Source organism: Shewanella sp. BJSY2023SW001, from assembly GCF_047314685.1.
Lineage (GTDB): Bacteria > Pseudomonadota > Gammaproteobacteria > Enterobacterales > Shewanellaceae > Shewanella > Shewanella indica.
The window spans coordinates 16,449-34,917 of the sequence record NZ_JBKORF010000023.1 but is presented as its reverse complement, the minus strand read 5'-3'; the positions used below and the strand labels follow the sequence as shown (position 1 = coordinate 34,917).

Here is an 18,469-nt window from a genome sequence, read left to right as displayed (position 1 = left end):
TGAAGGAGCCCAATGATGAAAATATTGCAAATACTGCCGGCGCAACCCACCTCTGACGGCGATGGGGTCAATATCAGCCGGGTCGCCGATTTTCAGGCTCTGGCGTTGGATCCCTATCTGATGCTGGATGAGATCCGCTCCGACGATGAACGCGATTATCTCGGCGGTTTTCCGCCGCATCCCCACCGCGGTATGGAAACTTTTACCTATATCCGCAAGGGCGGTTTTGAGCACAGGGATCAACTGGGCAATGTCCGCGCCATCCGCGAAGGCAAGGTGCAGTGGATGAGTACCGGCCGTGGTGTGGTCCACTCCGAAATGCCGCTGGCCGATGCCAAAGAGGGGCTGCATGGCTTTCAGATCTGGCTCAATATGCCGGCCAAGGACAAGATGCGGCCGCCCAGGTATCAGGACAGCGCTGCCGATGAACACCAACAGCTTGAAACTGACGGCGCCAGCCTGAGACTGCTGGCCGGTGATTGGCGTTTCGCCGGTACTGAAGCCAGTGCTCCCTTGACCGGGTTGGCCGGCGATGCGGCGATTGCCGATTTGACGCTGGCGCCTGATGCCCAAGCCGAGTTGGATCTCAGTCATCTGGGGCGACTGGCGCTCTATCTGCACAGTGGTGAATTGCAACTGCCGGATGGCAAACAAGTGGCGGCCGGTAATATGTTGCTGCTCGATAGTCGTTATCCTCTCAAGCTGCAAGCCGGTTTCAAGGGCGCGGGCCTGCTCATTCTGGCCGGTAACCCTATTGGTGAGGCCGTGGTGCAGATGGGGCCTTTTGTGATGAATACCCAGGCGGAGATCCTGCAGGCCATTCGTGATTACCAAAACGGTGATTTTGGTGAGATCCCATCCGGTTCCGTTTAACTGACATAGGCAACAGACGGCTGCTTTACTTCAGCCGTCTGCCATATTGCATCAACTCTGCAATATCTTGAGTGGCAATCCCAGCATATCATCTCCGCTACCCGCCAGATGCCAGATAACCCCTACCAGGGCCGCCACGGTTAACAGATACCAGATAAGGGAAAACACTTGCCCATACCTGTCCAGCGGCAACAGATGGCTTTGATGACGCTGTTTCCACTCAAACAGAATCTCGGCGCTGCCTATCAGCAACAGGAACCCCAGCAGCGCTAGCCCCAGGCTGTAGCTGATAAATACTCCGATGGCGGCACCGAGAATACAGGCGATAAGGCCGATGGCGCTGTTCATTGAAAAGCTGATGCTCTTGAGAATATGTCCGCCGTCCAGCGGCAGAATTGGCAATAGGTTGAACAGATTGAGTAAGGCGTTGAAGGCCGCCAGACCGGCAAAGAAGGGATTGCCAGTGATCCAGTAGGCCACGAGTGCCGCCAACGACATCAACAGGCCAAAGGTTGGCCCCATGATGGAGATCACCACATCTTGCCAGCGGGTGTTGATCTTCTCATCGGATAAGGCCAGGCCGCCCATAAAGGGAATGAGGTAAATACCTTTGGTTTTCATACCAAAATACTTCATCGCCCGGATATGGCCGTATTCGTGAAACACCAGACAGGCAATAAGGGCCAGGGCAAACTGCAGTGAAAACAGCCAGGAATAAGCGGCAATACTGGCCCCGGCCAGTACGACTTTGATTACCTTGGCACTCTTGAGCAGCTTAAAGCCCAGAGACACCAGCCCCACCAGACTCAGTTTCTGTTGTTTCACCGGCGCTATGTCTGGTGTTTGCCGCTCAATATCTTTGCTATCGCGCCTGCCTTCAATCGTGACTTGCTCATCGATGAGCAAACGATAGCTCAGCTCAAAGGGTTGCCAGTTGAGCTGGGTTTCCAGGCGCACCTTGATGCTGCTGCCATCGGTGCGACTAAGACTGAACTCATGGCTGCCGCTGCCTTGGTCATTGGCGCTGGCGGCTTGTTGCGAGACCAATTGGTTATCCCAAAAGAGTTGTTGCCAACCTGCCATGGAACCTTCCAGCCTCAGAGGCTTCCCTAAGCAATCTATTTTCAGAAGTTGCAAATCTATGACTCCGGTGAGAGAAAACGCGCCGATTATACCCGTGGGCGCCGGGCTTTGTCAGAGATTGTCGAGATAACGCACCATCTCCAGCCCTTGTGGAAAAGTGATAAAGGCTAATTTGGCCACGCAGCAACTGCCGAGCGCGGCGGCGTGCTTTTGTACCAACAGCTTGAGATCTTTGAGTTCGAGCCGAGACTGGCTCGGGCCTATTTGCGGCAATGAAGCCAGTACAGGTTCGTCACAGCGAGTGGCCGGAAGTATGGGATAGCATAAGCCGTCGGAATCTATCAGTTGGTCGCCCTGGCAACTCAGGTGTTGATGTAGGCAGATATACTCCAACCAGTCTCTTTCATTCTCAAGGAACAGGAGTTCGTCTGAATCTGCCGGTTTTAGAATGGCGGGCCAGGTGGGCTGTGTCATAGGATATCCAAGCATAAGCTGTTGCCGATACCATAACACAGTGACTTGGTGTTGCTATGATTTCTTCCCGGTCAGATTGAACCATAACCGTGCGGCTTTGAGCTTAACCGCGATTGCTGTAATCGAAGTGGATTTCTCCATTTTGGTTTTCAATCACGCAGGGGCCGTGTTCCCTTTGAGTGCGCTGCTGGGCCGGGCCTATATGAATTTCCACATTGGAGTAGACATGCTTCAGGGCTTCGACAAAGTAATGGCGATAGTAACCTTCGGTTTCTGCTTTCAGTAGATCGAGTTCGGTTTCTTCCCGCAGCCGCTCATCATCGACACGATGTTTCTCCTGCAGCATCATTTTTACCTGTTCGACCATGGTAGGATCTGTTTGCCATTCACTCTTGGGCGGCAGTTTTCTCAGCCGGGCTTCCATTTCCAGCCCGGCCACTACCAGAACCCTAACACTCTCTTCGAGTTCTTTGAGGTTTTGGCGGTATTCCCCCAAACGCATGGCGCAGAAGAGCTCTGTCTTGGTATCGGCTGTGGCGCCTATGGCAACTGCCTTGATGCCTTTTTCTGCCTTGGCTATTCCGCCCACCAGGTCTCCGCGACGGCCGTTGCCATCGCTGACTATCAGTTTGCCATCGGTGCAACTGTGGCTGTGCAGCAGTTGCTTGGTTACCAGAATATCGCCTTGGCACTGAAGATCGGAATATTGCACAAATTGGGCCGAAATTTGCCCCTTGGCTCTTATTTGGGTCGACAGCTCATTGGTGCGGATCTGCCTGCCTATGATGCCTTTGCTGACAGTGATATCTCCCTCGGCCGTCAGGGATGCCGAGTCGACAAAGCCCATGACTGTGATATCGCCGCTGCTCGTGACTTGCATCCCTTCATGGACGTCGCCACTGATAAGAATACTGCCTTTAAAGTCGACGTTGCCATAGCCCACGTCGACATCTTTTATCTGCAGCACATCATCTACCTGCATGCCATTGCGGATTTCCACCGGCTGACCGGCAACTGTGGCGATAAGCTTATTGCTGTCCTTGGCGCTGAGTTCTGTACCTTTACCTATCACCATCTCCAACTCTTTACCTGGCTTGGCCGGTAGTACTTCACCGAAGACATTGTAGCCAGGGGTACCTTGGGTGGCGGGGATCTTCTCCATTAAAAGATCGCCGCTATTGACCATGATGACGGCGCCCAGGTTGCGCATATCCACAGTGCCATCCTCACGTTCTTGCGGATGCAATAGGCGTTCACGGGCCAGGGGCACTTTGCGGTCCAATTTGGCATGGTTGCCATTTACCGCCGCCTTGCCGCAGGCAATGATGCCTTCTATGGTTTCACCGGGTTTACTCTGCTTCAGGCGTTTGAGCATGGTTTCTATCTTGATTTTCGACAGCCCCATGCAGATCTTATCTTCCTTGAGACGGCGAAGGATATCCGGCAGGGTGATCTCCTTCCCCCCCCAGGCGGCGGTAAGGGTCATTGTGGCTTGCATCTTGTCCTTACTGGGCTGGAGTGATATCTGGCCGTCACGACGCTCGGCTATCTGAAAAAATTGCTCGAATTGGCCATCTTCTTCGGCATAGAGCTTGTTGATCTCTTTGACGGCTTTAACAATTTGACTGTCGAGGGGGTAAAGTTTGGCAAAGTCAGGTAATGCCAGCAGATGACGAATGGCTTCCTCGGTAACGGGACCATGGGTTTTGGGGATGAGCCTCAGCTCGGCAAATTGCATGTTACTGCTGAGTTCAACGAGATCCGGCGCCAGCATATTAGAGTATCCAGGTTAGTTATACCTTTCCTTTGGAGCTTGAACATGTTTGCCACTCGAGTAAGAAACTGTTTGTCCATGGTGCGGGGTGTGCCATGACATAACAGGAAAACAGGGGCTCTTATCGACTGAGTCAACTCCTGTGCGGAACGGTACTATTATTATTTTTCCGACTGCTATTGAGTATAACAACATAAGCTCGCCGAAACGAAGCCTGTCGTTAACATCCCATTAGCAGTTATTCAAAAGATAATAGCCCTGAATACTTATAAAAATCTTTGATCTCTTAGCGAAAAGTTACCAAAAATTTTCGGCGCTACTTTTTGTCACTGGTATTCCGGTAAAGCTTGTATTTGTTGTTTTCGGCGATGACATTCACCTTGCCGAAATGGGCCGCGATTGTATCGCTGTAAGGCAGGTGGCGGTTGGCTACTATCTGCCATACTCCTCGCTCTGTGAGTTTTTTGGTACTGTCGGCGATAAAGCTTTCGGCAATATGGGTAGTTGCCGCCAAACCATCATGAAACGGTGGGTTGGAGATAATGGCATCGAACTCGCCCTGAGTGGCGCTCAAGCCATCTGATGGATAGACTTTGGCGCTAAGGCCATTGGCCTTAAGGGTCAGCTCACAGGACAGCAGCGCCATGGCATTGATGTCGACACATTCAAGGCTCAGCTCCGGCTGGGCCTTGAGCAGGGCGGCCGCAATCACTCCGGCGCCGCAGCCAAAGTCCAATACCCGGCCCTTAAGCTTAGGCAGATGAGACAGCAACAGCTCAGTACCCAGATCCAGCCGTTTTTCACTGAATACTCCGGCCATATTGCAGATTTGCACATCCCCTTGGGGAGTAGGCAAGCTGTAGTGGCTGACATAGGTCTCAATATCCAGCGCAGTTGGGCTGGTGATGGCCTCGGCGGCAAACAATAGGCAGTGACGGGCGTTGTCCAGTTTGGCAGCATTGCTGAACCAGCGACTTTGCTGCTTGGCAAACGACTTTATCCCGCCTTTGTTTTCCCCTATGACCAGAAGTTGGCCTCCCGGTTGCAGGTGCAGCGCCGCCAGCTCCAGCAGATAAGCGAGCAGCGGCTTGGCCTTGGGGTAGTAGACAACAACGGTCTCGAACCTGTCTGTATGGGGCAATTGGTGGCCAAAGTAGCAATGAAGCGAGGCTGTGGCTTGCGATTTAAGCTGTTGGAAGTGATTGAAGTCCAGCGCCAGGGCATCGACTCTGGGGCACAGCTTCAAAAGCTCTCTGGCGCAGCTATCGCTTTCATGGTTGAGCAGCAGCAGGCTTTGGCCTTCAAATAGCGCACTGTTGCGCAGCAGTAATTGCGATGGCGGTGTCAGCAACATAGGAGAACTTCCAAGGATAAAATCTGCCGCGCATTATAGCCAATCAGTGGTGGCAGCGGGCAAGAGTTATAGTTGGCAAAGACAAAAAAAGCGGCCGCAGCCGCTTTTACCAGGCCAAGCCTTATTTGGCGGCGTGTTGCCCCTTGGGCAGTAGGCTGCTCAGTTTGGAGGCGATATCCGTGTTGTCCTGGTTGCCGATAAACAGCTCGGCGCCCGGGCCTGCGGCAAACACCTGCACATCTGTGCCCGTATGGCCACCTGTGGTCCAGCCTGTGTTGGAGCGGCGATCCACTTCCTGTTTGATAGCGCTGGCCAGCGTCTCTTTGCCTTGCATTCTGGCCTTGGCCAATTGCTCCAGCAAAGCGGGTTCCAGCTCAAAACCCAGGCCTTGAGCCAGCGGTGCTTGCCAGTCTTCTGCGGTCAACGCCGCGGCTGCCAGAGTGTCGATACTGGCAGAGAGCCCCTTGAGTACCTCTGGATTCCAGGCATATTTGCCCTTGCTGCCGATGGAGAGACCGCCGGTATTGTGATCTGCGGTGGCCACCATCAGGGTATTGGGGTTTTGGCGTACGAACTGCTCGACCACTTCCATGGTACGGGCAAATTCATCCATCTCCGCCATGGCGGCGGCGATGTCGTTGTTGTGACCGGCCCAGTCGATCAGACTGCCTTCGACCAGCAATACAAAGCCGTTGTTGTTTTGTGACAAGAGCTCCAGTGCCTTGCCTGTCATGGTGCTGAGGCGATGGCCGTCCTTGTCATCCAGCACCCAGGGCAATTGCACTTCGGCAAACAGGCCCATTACCTTGGGTTGTGTGATACTTTCAAGCGCGCTGAACTCCTGCAAAATTTGATAGCCCTTGGCATCAAACTTGGCCAGCAGTTCCTGATCAAAGTATTTCTGGCCACCCCCCAACATTACATCGGCATCCGTCTCCAGATACTTGTTGGCCAGCTCGACATAGTGCTTGCGACTTTCGCTGTGAGACAAAAAGGCCGCCGGTGTGGCGTGATTTATCTGGGAAGTGACCGCCACTCCTGTGCTCATCCCCCGCTGCTTGGCCTTTTCCATTATGGTCGGGATCGGCTGCTTCTGGGTGTCGACCGAGATGGCACCATTATAGCTTTTTACCCCGGTTGCCAGCGCGGTTGCCGCGGCGGCGGAGTCGGTGACATAGCCACTGACTCTGGCGGGGTAGGTACTGGCCATACCGACCAACAGGCGATCGAATACCGTCTGTTCTATCTCTTCGGTATCCGGGTTGTCTTTGAAATATCGGTAGGCGCTGGTATAAGCCGGCCCCATGCCATCACCGACCATGATCACGATATTTTGGGGTCTGGAAGGGGCGGGATTGGGCAACTGATTGGCATCGACTGCCAGTGGCAGCAGCAATGACAGTCCCAGTAATGCGCCCGTGAGTTGGCTCAGTTTCATCAGAGTCTCATCCTTGTTGTTTTTGTTGCAGTCTTTGCTCAATGGCATTCATCAGCATGCCGGTGATATTGACATCGAAAGCCGCTTCAATCTCTTTGATGCAAGTTGGGCTGGTAACATTGATTTCGGTGAGCTTATCCCCAATCACATCCAGACCGACGAAGATCAGGCCGCGCTTTTTAAGCTCTGGCCCCAGGGCTCTGGCAATGGCCCAGTCACTTTCTGACAGAGGCTGGGCAACACCGCTGCCACCGGCTGCCAGGTTACCGCGGGTTTCGCCCTTCTTGGGGATCCGCGCCAAACAGTAGGGGACAGGCTCGCCGTCGATGACCAGAATACGCTTGTCACCCTTGGTGATCTCAGGAATAAATACCTGCGCCATGGCATAGTTTTGGCCGTAGTTGGTCAGGGTTTCTATGATGACCCCCAGGTTGGGATCGTCCTGCTTGACCCTGAATATAGATGTGCCGCCCATGCCGTCCAATGGCTTGAGGATCACATCGCCATGCTGGGCATGGAAAGCGCGTAACCGCTGCGGATCGCTACTGACGAGTGTGGTGGGGGTGAATTGACTGAACCAGGCGGTAAACAGCTTTTCATTGGCATCACGCAGGCTCTGTGGCTTGTTGACTATCAGTACCCCGGCCTCTTCGGCGCGCTCAAGCATGTAAGTGGCGTAGATGTATTCGGTATCGAACGGTGGATCCTTACGCATCAGAATCACATCCAGCTCCTTGAGCGGCGTGTCGGTCGCTTCACCCAACTGGTACCAATCAGTGGGATCTTCCTGAACTTTGAGTGGCCGCATCTTGGCCCAGGCTTCGCCCTGCAGCAGCGCCAGATCCTGCATCTCCATATAGAAGAGCTCATAGCCGCGGGACTGCGCCGCCAACAACATGGCGAAGCTGGAGTCTTTTTTGATGTTGATATCCTTGATGGGGTCCATCACTATGCCGAGCTTGATCATGATGCCTTTCCTTTATTCGTTACGCCCACCGGGCGGAAAATGGTTAACCCAGATCGCCGAATCTGAGTTGCAATGCGGTAATGGCGGTTAGCGCCGCGGTTTCGGTGCGCAGTACTCTGGGGCCGAGCAGAACTTCGGTAAATGCCTGGGTTTCTGTCATGGCAATTTCCTGCTCCGACAGGCCGCCTTCCGGACCTATCAAGAGTCGCACCTTGTTGTTTGGCAGCTCAAGGCCATTGATGCCGTGAGCGGCTCTGGGATGCAGATTGAGTTTCAATGCTGTTGTTGGCTCGGCGCACCAAGCGGCCAGCTCCATGACTGGTCTTACTTCAGGAACCCGGCTACGGCCGGATTGCTCACAGGCGCTGATAACAATTTTTTGCCACTGCTGCAGTTTCTTTTCTAACCTATCGCCGCTGAGTTTAACGCCGCAACGCTCTGAAAACAGTGGCGTGATGGTGTTAACCCCCAACTCTACCGATTTTTGCAAGGTGAAGTCCATGCGATCGCCGCGGGAGATCACTTGCCCCAGGTGCAGATCCAGAGGGGACTCAGAGGGATTGTCCATGGCAGACAGCACGTTCACATCCACGGCCTTCTTTCCGGCGCTGACGATAGTGGCCGGATAGTCTTTACCATCGCCATTGAACAGGCTTATCTGCTCGCCGCTGGACATCCGCAGCACTCGGCCGACATGGGCGCTGGCATCATCATCCAATGACAGGACTTGCCCCGCAGTTATTGGACCTGGGTGATAAATTCTCGGCACTCTCATGCTCTGTGTTCCTTAGGCTTAATGTGTTCTGCCACTGAAGGCACTTTGGCTGCAGGCAGCCTGCACCCATGGATTGTGATTACCCTGAGAGGTAGCAATCGCCTGATCTCGTTGGCATTCAATAGTATCAACTGGATAGCTTTTGTCCCAAGCCTTGAATAACTTTAATTGGCTGGAGGCTATCTTGAGCCCATAGGTTTGTTGCATATAAAGGTAGGTTCGGGCGATGCGCCCCCTTGCCTGCGCTGGTGGCTCTGCCTTACGGCCTTTAAAGTCGACTGTCATCTGACACTGGCCATATTGGTTTGGCTTGGCGTTCCACTGGCTGAACCTGAAGTTGGACCTATCGCCGTTGACCTCACCCACGGCGGGCACCAGATTATGCAGGTCGGCCTCCATGCGCTTGAAGGTCTTGTCGTTACGGCTGCAGTTCTTGCGGCCGCCGTTTTGCCAGCACTGCAACTGATGGCCAAACTCCCAGGCAGGCACTATGTGCTCCCATTCGATGCGGTTGGCACGGGTCTGTTGTTTGCGGATTTGATAACCGCAACTTTCCAAGTCAGGCTGCCATTTCTTGCCTTCCATTTTGATGGCGCAGCCACAGTAGAAACTGACCGCCGGCAGGGTTTGGCTGTAGATAGTCCTGGCGCGTTTTTTTGCTTCGGAAAAACTGCTTGGATGGCTGGGCGAAGCCAGCACAGATGAGGCTGCCAAAAGCAGCGGCAGGGCCACAAGCGGCCGCTGAAGGAATGAAATCACTCTGTTCCCTAAAATCATAGCTAAGGATGCCGACAGCCGATACTTCAGGTGTCAGACTTGGAATTGTTGCAGCAGATAGTAAAAGAAGCCGCCAGGCTTGGCAACTTGGCTCAGGATGGCTGAGGGCTTAGCAGTTGGCCGCAGCGGCGGCATTGATATTTAGCCTGACCCCGCATGACCTTGTTATGGCGGCGGATGCTTAGCTCCACCACGCCGCAGCCACACTGATAGGGTAGGGTTCTGGGTTTGACCGAACTGATATCCATTGAGTGAGTGGTACGCGGTGCCAGACCGTAGATCCGTCGCATCAAGCTCTGCCACTCCTTACCATGAGGTCGGGTTTTGCCATGCAGTTGGAAGCAGAGCAGGTGACAGATCTCGTGTGGAACCACCTCATGGGTGAAGGTGTGCAGGTTTTGCTCCAGCAGTACTGGATTGAAACGCAAGCGGTTCTCGGTTGGATGAGCGGTACCGGCGCTGCGGCCTCGCAGGGCAAAGCTGACCGAGGGGCGCTTTAGTGCATGCCCCAGCGCGGCCTCCGCCTTGAGATAGCAAAGCTCTATTGCATCGAGCACTGCCTGCTGCGCTTCACTAGCGGCAGCTTCAGGCTGCGGTTTAGACGCTTGGTTGTATTCAGAGGTGTCGGCATTTTTAAGGGATCTGAACAACTGACTCAGCATGAGAAAACTCGAATTGGCATGAATTGGTGGCAAATAAGCAGAGGCGCAACCGCGCCTCTATGAGTAAGGAATTATAGGCTTTTGGCAGCCGCTGTCAGCATGGCTTTGACCTGCTCGACAATTGCCGTTTCGGTATCGGCTTCAAAACCGGCAATTCTCGGGGTGTGAATATGCCCGGTGGGAATGCGGCTGCCGAGTTGGTTCTGCAACAGGATAGCCCGGTAGGAGATTTCGTTGGACAGGTAACCGCCGCCAGAGCCCTCCACCGAAATGCTGTTTTGCAGTTCGCTCAGGCTACTTGCCTGAAACTCGCCCCGGGAAATAGTGCTGACGCTATGGTTGTCGTTGACCTTCCAGCGGCCATTTATACTTTGCATGGCCGCTACCGGCAGGGAGAACTCGACAAACTCAGGGCCATTGAGGGTATCGTTATCCAGCTTGGGGGGCAGAGGGCGCTGTATACTGGCGCCGGTGAAAATATTGCGGTTGTCCGGTGCTTCGGCGCTGCGGTTGCGGCCCGGGAAGCGCTCCAGATCGAAGTCGCTGCGCCCCATACTGACAGTGACCACCATGTCGACACTCTTGTCGCGATAAACCGGGGTCAACAGCGACTCTATGATGCCCTCATCAAAGTCGGCGAAACGCACCGGGATCATCACAGTCTCTATCTGCGCCTGACGGCCGTTAACCGAAAAGCGGTAACCATCCAATGCCAAAGCGACCAGACCTGAAGGGTTGCTCTGCTCTATATTGCGGTCGAGAAAGAAGGGGTCGAATCCGGTCAGCAGTATCTTGATGCTGACATCATCCTTAAAGTCGATATCGCTGAAACCTCGGGATGACTTTTCCACCGCCTTGGTGAGTATCTGCCGTTGCCAGGAGGCGATATTGAACTTGGGCGATTGTTTGCTTAGCTCTGCGCGCATTTGCAACCGGCTCCAATAAAGGGAGCGATCGTCGCTGTGACCTGACTGCACATCTCTGACCGCCTGTTGCCACAGGCGTTGCCCCTGGTGCGCCACCATCTGGGTAACCTTGAGCTCATCGGTATGTTGGCGGTATTTGGTTACCAAATCATCAGTCAATGCCTGATAGCGCTGGACCACTTGAGGCATTTTTTCGTTGGCGGCAGGCAGGCGATCCTCTTCGACACCGGCCTGAGCCGACAGAGAAACCAGAGTACCCGACAGCAGGGCTATGGCCAGGCTGGACTTAAACATGGCAGTTCCTTTCGCTTATAGAGTTGTAAAGTTAGGGACGGTGCGAATAAGTCCTCGTGGCCTTCTCTTTTGTGAGTGGCTTGCACAGTCATTGGCTCTCTGCGTTATTCGACCTTCCTCAAGTATGCAACACTCGCCAGCAACTGGAAAGCTATCTGTTGCCTTGTCAGATTGTTGCCACAATTGAGCAGGGCTTTGCCAGACATTTATTCACCCCAGGGCTGTATGCTCGTTGCTTTGACTGCCGGGATTAAAAGGGGAATAAGATGAATAAAGGTTTGCATAGAAAACGCCTGAGTAAGCGTTTGCTGCTGCCCATGTTGCTGTGTTTATTGGCTCAACAAACGCAGGTTGTGGCAGCGGCGCAGACCAAGGTCAGTGACGTCGGCTCTGAGGTCACGGCCGAGGGGTGGCAAGAGGTACGCCGCTGGGACAAACTGTTCGAATCCGCAGGTGTTAAAGGCTGTTTGCTGCTTTGGGATCAAAAGCGTTCTTTGGGGCTCTCCAACAATCTAAGTCGCGCCGCCGAAGGTTTTATTCCGGCTTCTACCTTTAAGATCCCCTCCAGCCTTATTGCGTTGCAAACCGGGGCAGTGCGCGATGAAACCAGTCGTTTTAGCTGGGACGGAAAGGTTCGTGAAATTGCTGCCTGGAACCGGGACCAGAGTTTTCGCACCGCAATGAAGTATTCTGTGGTGCCTGTGTATCAGCAGTTGGCAAGGGAGATAGGCCCCAAAGTGATGGCAGCTATGGTGCGGCAGCTGCAATATGGCAATCAGGATATCGGCGGTCAAGCGGACAGTTTCTGGCTCGACGGCCAACTTAGGATAACGGCGTTTCAACAGCTGGATTTTCTGCAGCAACTGCATGACAACAAGTTGCCTGTGTCCGAGCGCAGCCAGCGAATTGTCAAACAGATGATGCTGACCGAAGCGAGTACTGACTATATCATTCGTGCCAAGACAGGCTATGGTGTGCGGCATACGCCGGCCATAGGTTGGTGGGTCGGTTGGTTGGAGTTGGACGACAACACTGTCTATTTCGCCATTAACCTGGATCTGGCCTCAGCTGGCCAGTTACCGTTGCGCCAACAACTGGTGAAACAGGTGCTCAAGCAGGAACAGCTACTGCCTTGAGTATGGCTGGCACGGAATATAGAGAGCCAAAAATAAGTCACAGAAGGCCGACTTGTGTGCTGTGCTATTGATTCCTCAGCCTACTTTCATCTGCAAAGATTGGCTACATCATTAAAGATTGCAATGACTCCTGACTGTTGAAGCGTTTGGTGAAAAAGTCCAGAAACACACTGATATTGGTCGCCAGTTGCCGACGGGAGGAATAGACGCCATAGACCTTAAAGGGCTCTATGGGCCATTCCTGCAGCAGCGGCACCAGGGCGCCACTGGCCAGTTCGTTCTTGCATACCGAATGGGACAACATGGCGATGCCAAAATCATCCAGCGCCAGTTGCTTGACCATGATGGCACTGTTTACCCGAGTGCGGCGCCTGAAGCTGGCCATGGTTTTGCGGCTACCCTTTCCCAGCGGCCAAATGGGGGCCGAACGGGAGGTACCCAGCAAGATACCATCGTGGCGGGCCAGATCTCTCGGGGTTGCCGGCGTTCCTTTGGACTTGAGATAGCCAGGGCCTGCCACCAGAATCGGCTGACGTTCAAACAGGAGCCGGGCGACAAGATCCGAAGGCTGCAGCGGGCCATACTTGATGGCGATATCATAGCCTTCGCCTACCAAGCCCACATCGGCATCGGTAAACTGTACATCCAGTTCGACCCCAGGATAGAGACGCATAAAGCCGCTGCAGAGATTGGCGATTAACTCTTGGCTGAATGAAACCGGGATCGCAATCCGCAATGAACCGGAAACATCGTTATGGGTATTCTCGATTGTGGCTTTTGCCGCTTCCACTTCGTTGCAGATGCTGTCACAGTGTTGATAAAAGAGCGCGCCCACCTGAGTGAGGCTTATTGAGCGGGTATTTCGTTGCAGCAGACGTACCCCAAGCTGTTGTTCCAGTTGGGCGATTTTTCGGCTAATGGTAGACTTTGGCAGGCCGGTTTCACGGGCCGCCTGAGAGAAGCCTTCTGCTCTGACCACTGCTGCAAATAGGAGCATCCCATTCAAATCTGGCATGTTTTTATTACTGTCTCAAAAATGGAACATAGCGTCTAAGGCAGTTTAATGGCATTTGACGGGATAACAAAGGTATATTTACTGGCTAAAAAATTTCAGAGGCTTAGCAGAGGATCGATAGATGACCAGCAAGAAGCAGCCCGCAAACACGACTCAAGCCCAGACTCCGGATCCCCTGTTTTTGCAGGCGGAGCATTTGGCTAAAGATTTTTCGCTGTTCCCAGAGCACAGCAAACAGAGCCTTTCAGAAGAGATAAAGGGTCTGTTGGATGACGATGCCATCCAGAGTAACTTAAAGTCATTGGCGCAGTTGGATGTGGATGGCTATGTTGCCAAAGTTATCCAGCCTACCCAGGACAAGAACCGTCCAGGTGCCAAAAGGATCATTGCCGATCTGAAAGGCAAAATGATCGCCGAGAGCCACAACGGCCCATTCTACAGCGCCGAAATAGAGCTGAATTTTGGTGGTCGTAACCGCCGCATCGGCTTTATCGCCCAGGAGCGCACCACGGCCAACGGTGCCTGGATGCCGGAGCACCACCTGCAGGCCTGTGAGGCGATTCGCCATTTTGCCGAATTGTCCATGCCCATCGTTTACTTGATTGATACCCCCGGAGCCGATGCCGGTGAAGTGGCCAACAGCCACAACCAGGCGCATTCTATTTCCAAGGCGATTGCCGAAAGTGCCAACGTCGATGTGCCGACTCTGGGTATAGTGATTGGTGCTGGCTACTCGGGCGGGGCTATTCCACTGGCGGCGGCCAATATACTGTTGTCGCTGCGTGATGGTATTTTCAACACCATTCAGCCTCAGGGCCTGCAGAGCATTGCCCGCAAGTACAACCTTTCATGGCAGGAGTGTGCCAAGTCTGTGGGCGTGTCCCCGGAAGAGCTTTACACTTCAGGTTGTATCGATGGCATTGTGGATTTCTCTCCTTATGATCGCGATGAGCGTCAGCACAATCTGCGCCGCGCCATCATCAGCGCCATCGAAGCCATTGAGCGCGCTGCGGTGCAGTTTGTAAAAGAATCCGATGACCTGCGCGAACATTATGATCGCAGCCTCAAGCGTTTCCTCGAGCCTTCCAAGAGCCTCAAGGCGTTGGAGTCCAACGCGGAAATGTCGGTTGCTATCAGCCCGACCATGCACCTTAACCTGTTCGGCAGCGCCTACCGTTATTTGCGTTATTTGACCTTGCGTAGCCGTATTCACTCCATCTCGATGGATCAGTATGGTCGCCTGTCCAAGGTGAGTGTGCCGGAAGGGGATCTGTTGGCCCGGATCCAGAAAGAGCAGGAGAAGGTGTTCCAGGCTTGGCTGTCCAGTCCGGATAAACTGGTTTACGACGAAGAACTCAACAAACTGTGGAGTAACTTCATCTCCAAGCGTGATGATGTTTCCACCGAGCGCAACATGCTGACCCGTCTGATCCTGGGTGAGCCGAAAGAGAATTACAAGAAGGCCCGTAAGGCGCTGTTGTTCAACATTGGTTGGTCTTTGTATCACCGCTGGAAGAGTAATGCCGCCAACAACTTCAAGGGGCTTATCCACTATCTGGAAACTCTGCCGGCAGAAGTGACCCAGGCGCCTTGGCCTGAACTGAACCAACTGACAGTATTGGATGTCGTGGTCAATGAAGAACTGCGTGAAGACTTCATTTGGCAGTGTTACAACATCCTGATCTTTAACGCGCTGTACGACAATGTCGTGGGTAACCTGGCCTCTATCGCCAAGGAAGCCATGATGGCCAAGAGCCTGTCGCGTCAGTCTGTTGATGGCTTGCTGCACAAGTCTATCGACCGGGCGATTTCCACTCAGGATACCGCCAACGACAAGAGCAAGTTCTACAAGTGGCTGAAGTACTTCATGTCACAGTCCAACCGCGCTGAACTGCTGACCAAGACTGAGCAGTGGAAGAGCGTGGGTTTCCCACAGCTGAACGATTCGCTGTTCGTTATCCTGACTTACTTCTTCGAACGTCTGTTGCCGGAATACTTCGACAGTGAAGAGGATAAGGGCAAGTACACAGGTGCCATCAACCCGGTGCGTATCGGTCGTCGTAAGGACTTCTGGAACCGTTTGACCATGGGTTACCAGGATCTGCTGATCCAGAAGGTGCTGCGTGACGAGAAGAAAGCCGGCAATATGACCTGGGAAAATATCATCGCCAAGTTCTTCAAGAACTTCGATGAGCTCAACGGCGACAAGATGTCGGCCAACTTGCTCAACTTCCCAGGCTTCCGTCTCTCTATTGAAGATGCACTCGACAAGGGCATTCGCCCCTGCGGTTTGATCACGGGTCTGGCAGACTTTGAACATGGCGGTAAGGCGCTGCGTGTCGGGGTTGCCGTATCCAACACCGCCTTCCAGGCCGGTGCCTTCGATATGGCCAGTGCCGAGAAGTTCTCCGCCCTGCTTATTGAGTGTGCCAAGCGCAGGCTGCCGGTGATCTGCTTTATCAGCTCCGGCGGTATGCAGACCAAAGAGGGGGCTGCTGCGCTGTTCTCCATGGCCGTGGTGAACGATCGTATTACTCGTTTCGTGCGTGACAACGAACTGCCTGTGCTGATGTTCGGTTTCGGTGACTGTACCGGTGGAGCCCAGGCTTCCTTCGTGACTCACCCTCTGGTGCAGACTTATTATCTGTCCGGTACCAATATGCCGTTTGCCGGTCAGATGGTGGTACCTGCTTACCTGCCATCCACTTCGACTCTGTCCAACTACCTGTCCAAGGTACCCGGAGCGATGAATGGCCTGGTCAACAATCCATTCAGCAATCAGCTCGATGAACAGCTCAAGAGCATAGATCCTCTAATGCCTATGCCTAACGCTGAGATAAGTGATGTGTTGACCAATGCTCTGTCGACTTTGGTGGTTGAAGTTGAAGAGGTCAGCGAAGAGATAGTACAGGACGATCCTCGTGCCCTGATGAAGCCTATCGACAAGGTGCTGGTACACGCCCGAGGCTGTACAGCGGTGAAACTGATCCGCAAGGCGCACGACAATGGCATTAATGTGGTACTGGTGGCGTCCGATCCTGATATGACTTCGGTTCCTGCCGACATGCTCAAGGAAAACGACAAGCTGGTTTGTCTCGGTGGTAATACTTCCGACGAGTCCTACCTGAACGCTTACTCAGTGTTGAAAGTGGCCGAGTATGAGCAGGTAGACGCGCTGCACCCCGGGATTGGCTTCCTGTCGGAAAGCCCACAGTTTGCTGCCCTGTGTGTGAACAACGGCGTGAACTTTGTTGGCCCAAGTGTGCACTCGATGACAACCATGGGTAACAAGTCCAACGCCATCAAGACCTCTCAGGCACAGAATGTGCCCGTGGTACCCGGCTCTCACGGTATTCTGACCAACGCCGAGCAAGCGGTTAACGTGGCCAACGAAATCGGCTACCCAGTGCTGCTCAAAGCGGTACAAGGTGGTGGCGGTAAGGGTATCCAAGTGGTTAAGCGCCCCGAGGATATGATTGGCCTGTTCCAGAAAACCTCCACCGAAGCGGCTGCCGCTTTTGGTAACGGTGACCTGTACCTGGAAAAATATGTGACTTCCCTGCGTCACATTGAAGTTCAGCTGCTGCGTGACAAGTTCGGCAACACCAAGGTACTGGGTCTGCGTGACTGCTCGGTGCAGCGTAACAACCAGAAGGTGATTGAAGAGTCCGGTTCCACCATGCTGCCTGAAGAACTCAAGCAGAAGGTGATGGAATACACCCGTGCTCTGGGTGATGCCACCGACTATATGGGCGCAGGTACCGTTGAGTTCATCTATAACCTGGATGCCAACGAAGTCTACTTTATGGAGATGAATACCCGTCTGCAGGTAGAGCACCCGGTAACCGAAGCGACTTCCGGTATTGATATCGTCAGCGCCCAATTCGATGTGGCAGCCGGTCGCTCCATTGAAGATCTGCAGCCGCAGGAAATCGGTTATGCGATGGAAGTGCGGGTGACAGCCGAGAAGGCGGCACTGGACAGCCAGGGCGTTCTGCAGTTGGTGCCAAACCCGGGGCTTATCACTGAGTGCGTGATGCCTGAGCGCGATGATGTGGAAATCATCTCTATCGCGGCCGATGGCAAAGAAGTGTCGCCATACTACGACAGCCTGATTGCCCAGATCATCATCCGTGGTGAAAGCCGGGACGATGTGATTGCCAAGATGTATGACTATCTGGATCAGGTGGTCATCAAGGGTATCGCCACCAACATCCCGCTGCTGAAGCGGATCCTGGCCGACGAGACCTTCCGTGAAGGCGTGTATGACACCAACTATCTGCCGCGCCTGATGGCCGAGCTGGATATCCCAGCCCTGATCGCCGAAATGGAAGCCGCTGCCGAAACTCAAGGTGTGGATACCGAATCGCTGCGTGTGGGTGAGTCCAACGAGCTCAAGGTGTTGGCTCAGGGCGCGGGTATCTTCTATACCTCTCCGGCACCGGGCGAAGCCGACTTCGTTAAGGAAGGCGATATAGTGACTGTCGATCAGACGCTGGCACTGACCGAAGCGATGAAGATGTTCTCTCAGGTGACACTGGCAGGCTTTAACCGCAAAGGCGCCGAGCTGTATCCAGAGGACAAGAAATACCGCATCGAGCGGATCCTCAACAGTAATGGTCAACAGGTGTCCCAAGGCGATTTGCTGTTTGTGGTTTCCCCAGTGGAAGACTGAGGTTACAGATAGTCAGCTCAGGTAAATCGTGAACTGTTAAGCCTGAGTGTTTGCAGTTTCATTTATAAAGTTAAAAATCCGGTGGCTAACAGTCATCGGATTTTTTATTTAACTCTCAGCATACCTTACACAATTGCCTAAGGTCTTGCTGAAAGCTTGTCTGCCATTGGCTTGTTTCCCATCAATCTATTTGCTGCTGGTTTAAGTTCCTATTTGCGGGACATAGACATTAAATGACAACCAATA

The 18,469-nt window shown here is 53.6% G+C and carries 14 protein-coding genes; 3 read left to right on the top strand and 11 right to left on the bottom strand.

Features of this window, described 5'->3' with window-relative positions:
* The first annotated feature begins 15 nt into the window (after positions 1-15).
* The gene (locus ACMHXH_RS05865; RefSeq protein ID WP_319619966.1) at positions 16-873 is read left to right on the top strand and encodes a pirin family protein; all 858 of its coding nucleotides are present in this window, start codon (positions 16-18) and stop codon (positions 871-873) included.
* A gap of 51 nt (positions 874-924) precedes the next feature.
* Here the strand turns inward: ACMHXH_RS05865 and ACMHXH_RS05860 are convergent, their stop codons facing one another.
* From ACMHXH_RS05860 to ACMHXH_RS05815, 10 genes are all read right to left on the bottom strand, one after another.
* A complete protein-coding gene (locus ACMHXH_RS05860) occupies positions 925-1,956 on the bottom strand; it encodes a site-2 protease family protein (protein WP_222116194.1) in 1,032 nt (343 codons plus the stop codon).
* A 111-nt stretch (positions 1,957-2,067) separates the two neighbouring features.
* On the bottom strand, positions 2,068-2,430 hold the full coding sequence (locus tag ACMHXH_RS05855; RefSeq protein ID WP_052248073.1) for a DUF4144 family protein: 363 nt from the start codon (positions 2,428-2,430) through the stop codon (positions 2,068-2,070).
* Positions 2,431-2,533: 103 nt separating this feature from the next.
* The gene (locus ACMHXH_RS05850) at positions 2,534-4,204 is read right to left on the bottom strand and encodes a DUF342 domain-containing protein (protein ID WP_039034152.1); all 1,671 of its coding nucleotides are present in this window, start codon (positions 4,202-4,204) and stop codon (positions 2,534-2,536) included.
* A gap of 316 nt (positions 4,205-4,520) precedes the next feature.
* Positions 4,521-5,555, bottom strand: coding sequence for a class I SAM-dependent methyltransferase (locus tag ACMHXH_RS05845; protein ID WP_039034181.1), 1,035 nt, complete (start codon positions 5,553-5,555; stop codon positions 4,521-4,523).
* Positions 5,556-5,679: 124 nt separating this feature from the next.
* Positions 5,680-6,996 carry an alkaline phosphatase gene (locus ACMHXH_RS05840; RefSeq protein ID WP_039034153.1) on the bottom strand — a complete coding sequence of 439 codons (1,317 nt, stop codon included), beginning with the start codon at positions 6,994-6,996 and terminating at the stop codon, positions 5,680-5,682.
* Positions 6,997-7,003: 7 nt separating this feature from the next.
* On the bottom strand, positions 7,004-7,963 hold the full coding sequence (gene gshB, locus ACMHXH_RS05835; protein ID WP_039034154.1) for a glutathione synthase: 960 nt from the start codon (positions 7,961-7,963) through the stop codon (positions 7,004-7,006).
* 43 nt (positions 7,964-8,006) lie between these two features.
* The gene (gene rsmE / locus ACMHXH_RS05830; protein ID WP_039034155.1) at positions 8,007-8,738 is read right to left on the bottom strand and encodes a 16S rRNA (uracil(1498)-N(3))-methyltransferase; all 732 of its coding nucleotides are present in this window, start codon (positions 8,736-8,738) and stop codon (positions 8,007-8,009) included.
* 18 nt (positions 8,739-8,756) lie between these two features.
* Entirely contained in the window at positions 8,757-9,494 is a 738-nt protein-coding gene (locus ACMHXH_RS05825; RefSeq protein ID WP_226684565.1) for an endonuclease, read from the bottom strand.
* Positions 9,495-9,607: 113 nt separating this feature from the next.
* Positions 9,608-10,177, bottom strand: coding sequence for a SprT family zinc-dependent metalloprotease (locus tag ACMHXH_RS05820; RefSeq protein ID WP_039034157.1), 570 nt, complete (start codon positions 10,175-10,177; stop codon positions 9,608-9,610).
* 71 nt (positions 10,178-10,248) lie between these two features.
* A complete protein-coding gene (locus ACMHXH_RS05815) occupies positions 10,249-11,397 on the bottom strand; it encodes a hypothetical protein (protein ID WP_215773970.1) in 1,149 nt (382 codons plus the stop codon).
* A 266-nt stretch (positions 11,398-11,663) separates the two neighbouring features.
* Here ACMHXH_RS05815 and ACMHXH_RS05810 point away from each other — a divergent pair, with 266 nt between their 5' ends.
* Complete coding sequence (locus ACMHXH_RS05810; RefSeq protein ID WP_052248074.1) at positions 11,664-12,533, top strand: OXA-55 family carbapenem-hydrolyzing class D beta-lactamase OXA-962; 870 nt, start codon at positions 11,664-11,666, stop codon at positions 12,531-12,533.
* Between the two features lie 103 nt (positions 12,534-12,636).
* Here ACMHXH_RS05810 and ACMHXH_RS05805 read toward each other — a convergent pair whose 3' ends face one another.
* On the bottom strand, positions 12,637-13,548 hold the full coding sequence (locus ACMHXH_RS05805) for a LysR family transcriptional regulator (protein WP_025008920.1): 912 nt from the start codon (positions 13,546-13,548) through the stop codon (positions 12,637-12,639).
* A 121-nt stretch (positions 13,549-13,669) separates the two neighbouring features.
* On the opposite strand from ACMHXH_RS05805, the gene ACMHXH_RS05800 reads away from it, so the two are divergent.
* Complete coding sequence (locus tag ACMHXH_RS05800; RefSeq protein WP_039034159.1) at positions 13,670-18,223, top strand: biotin carboxylase N-terminal domain-containing protein; 4,554 nt, start codon at positions 13,670-13,672, stop codon at positions 18,221-18,223.
* The last annotated feature ends 246 nt before the right edge of the window (positions 18,224-18,469 follow it).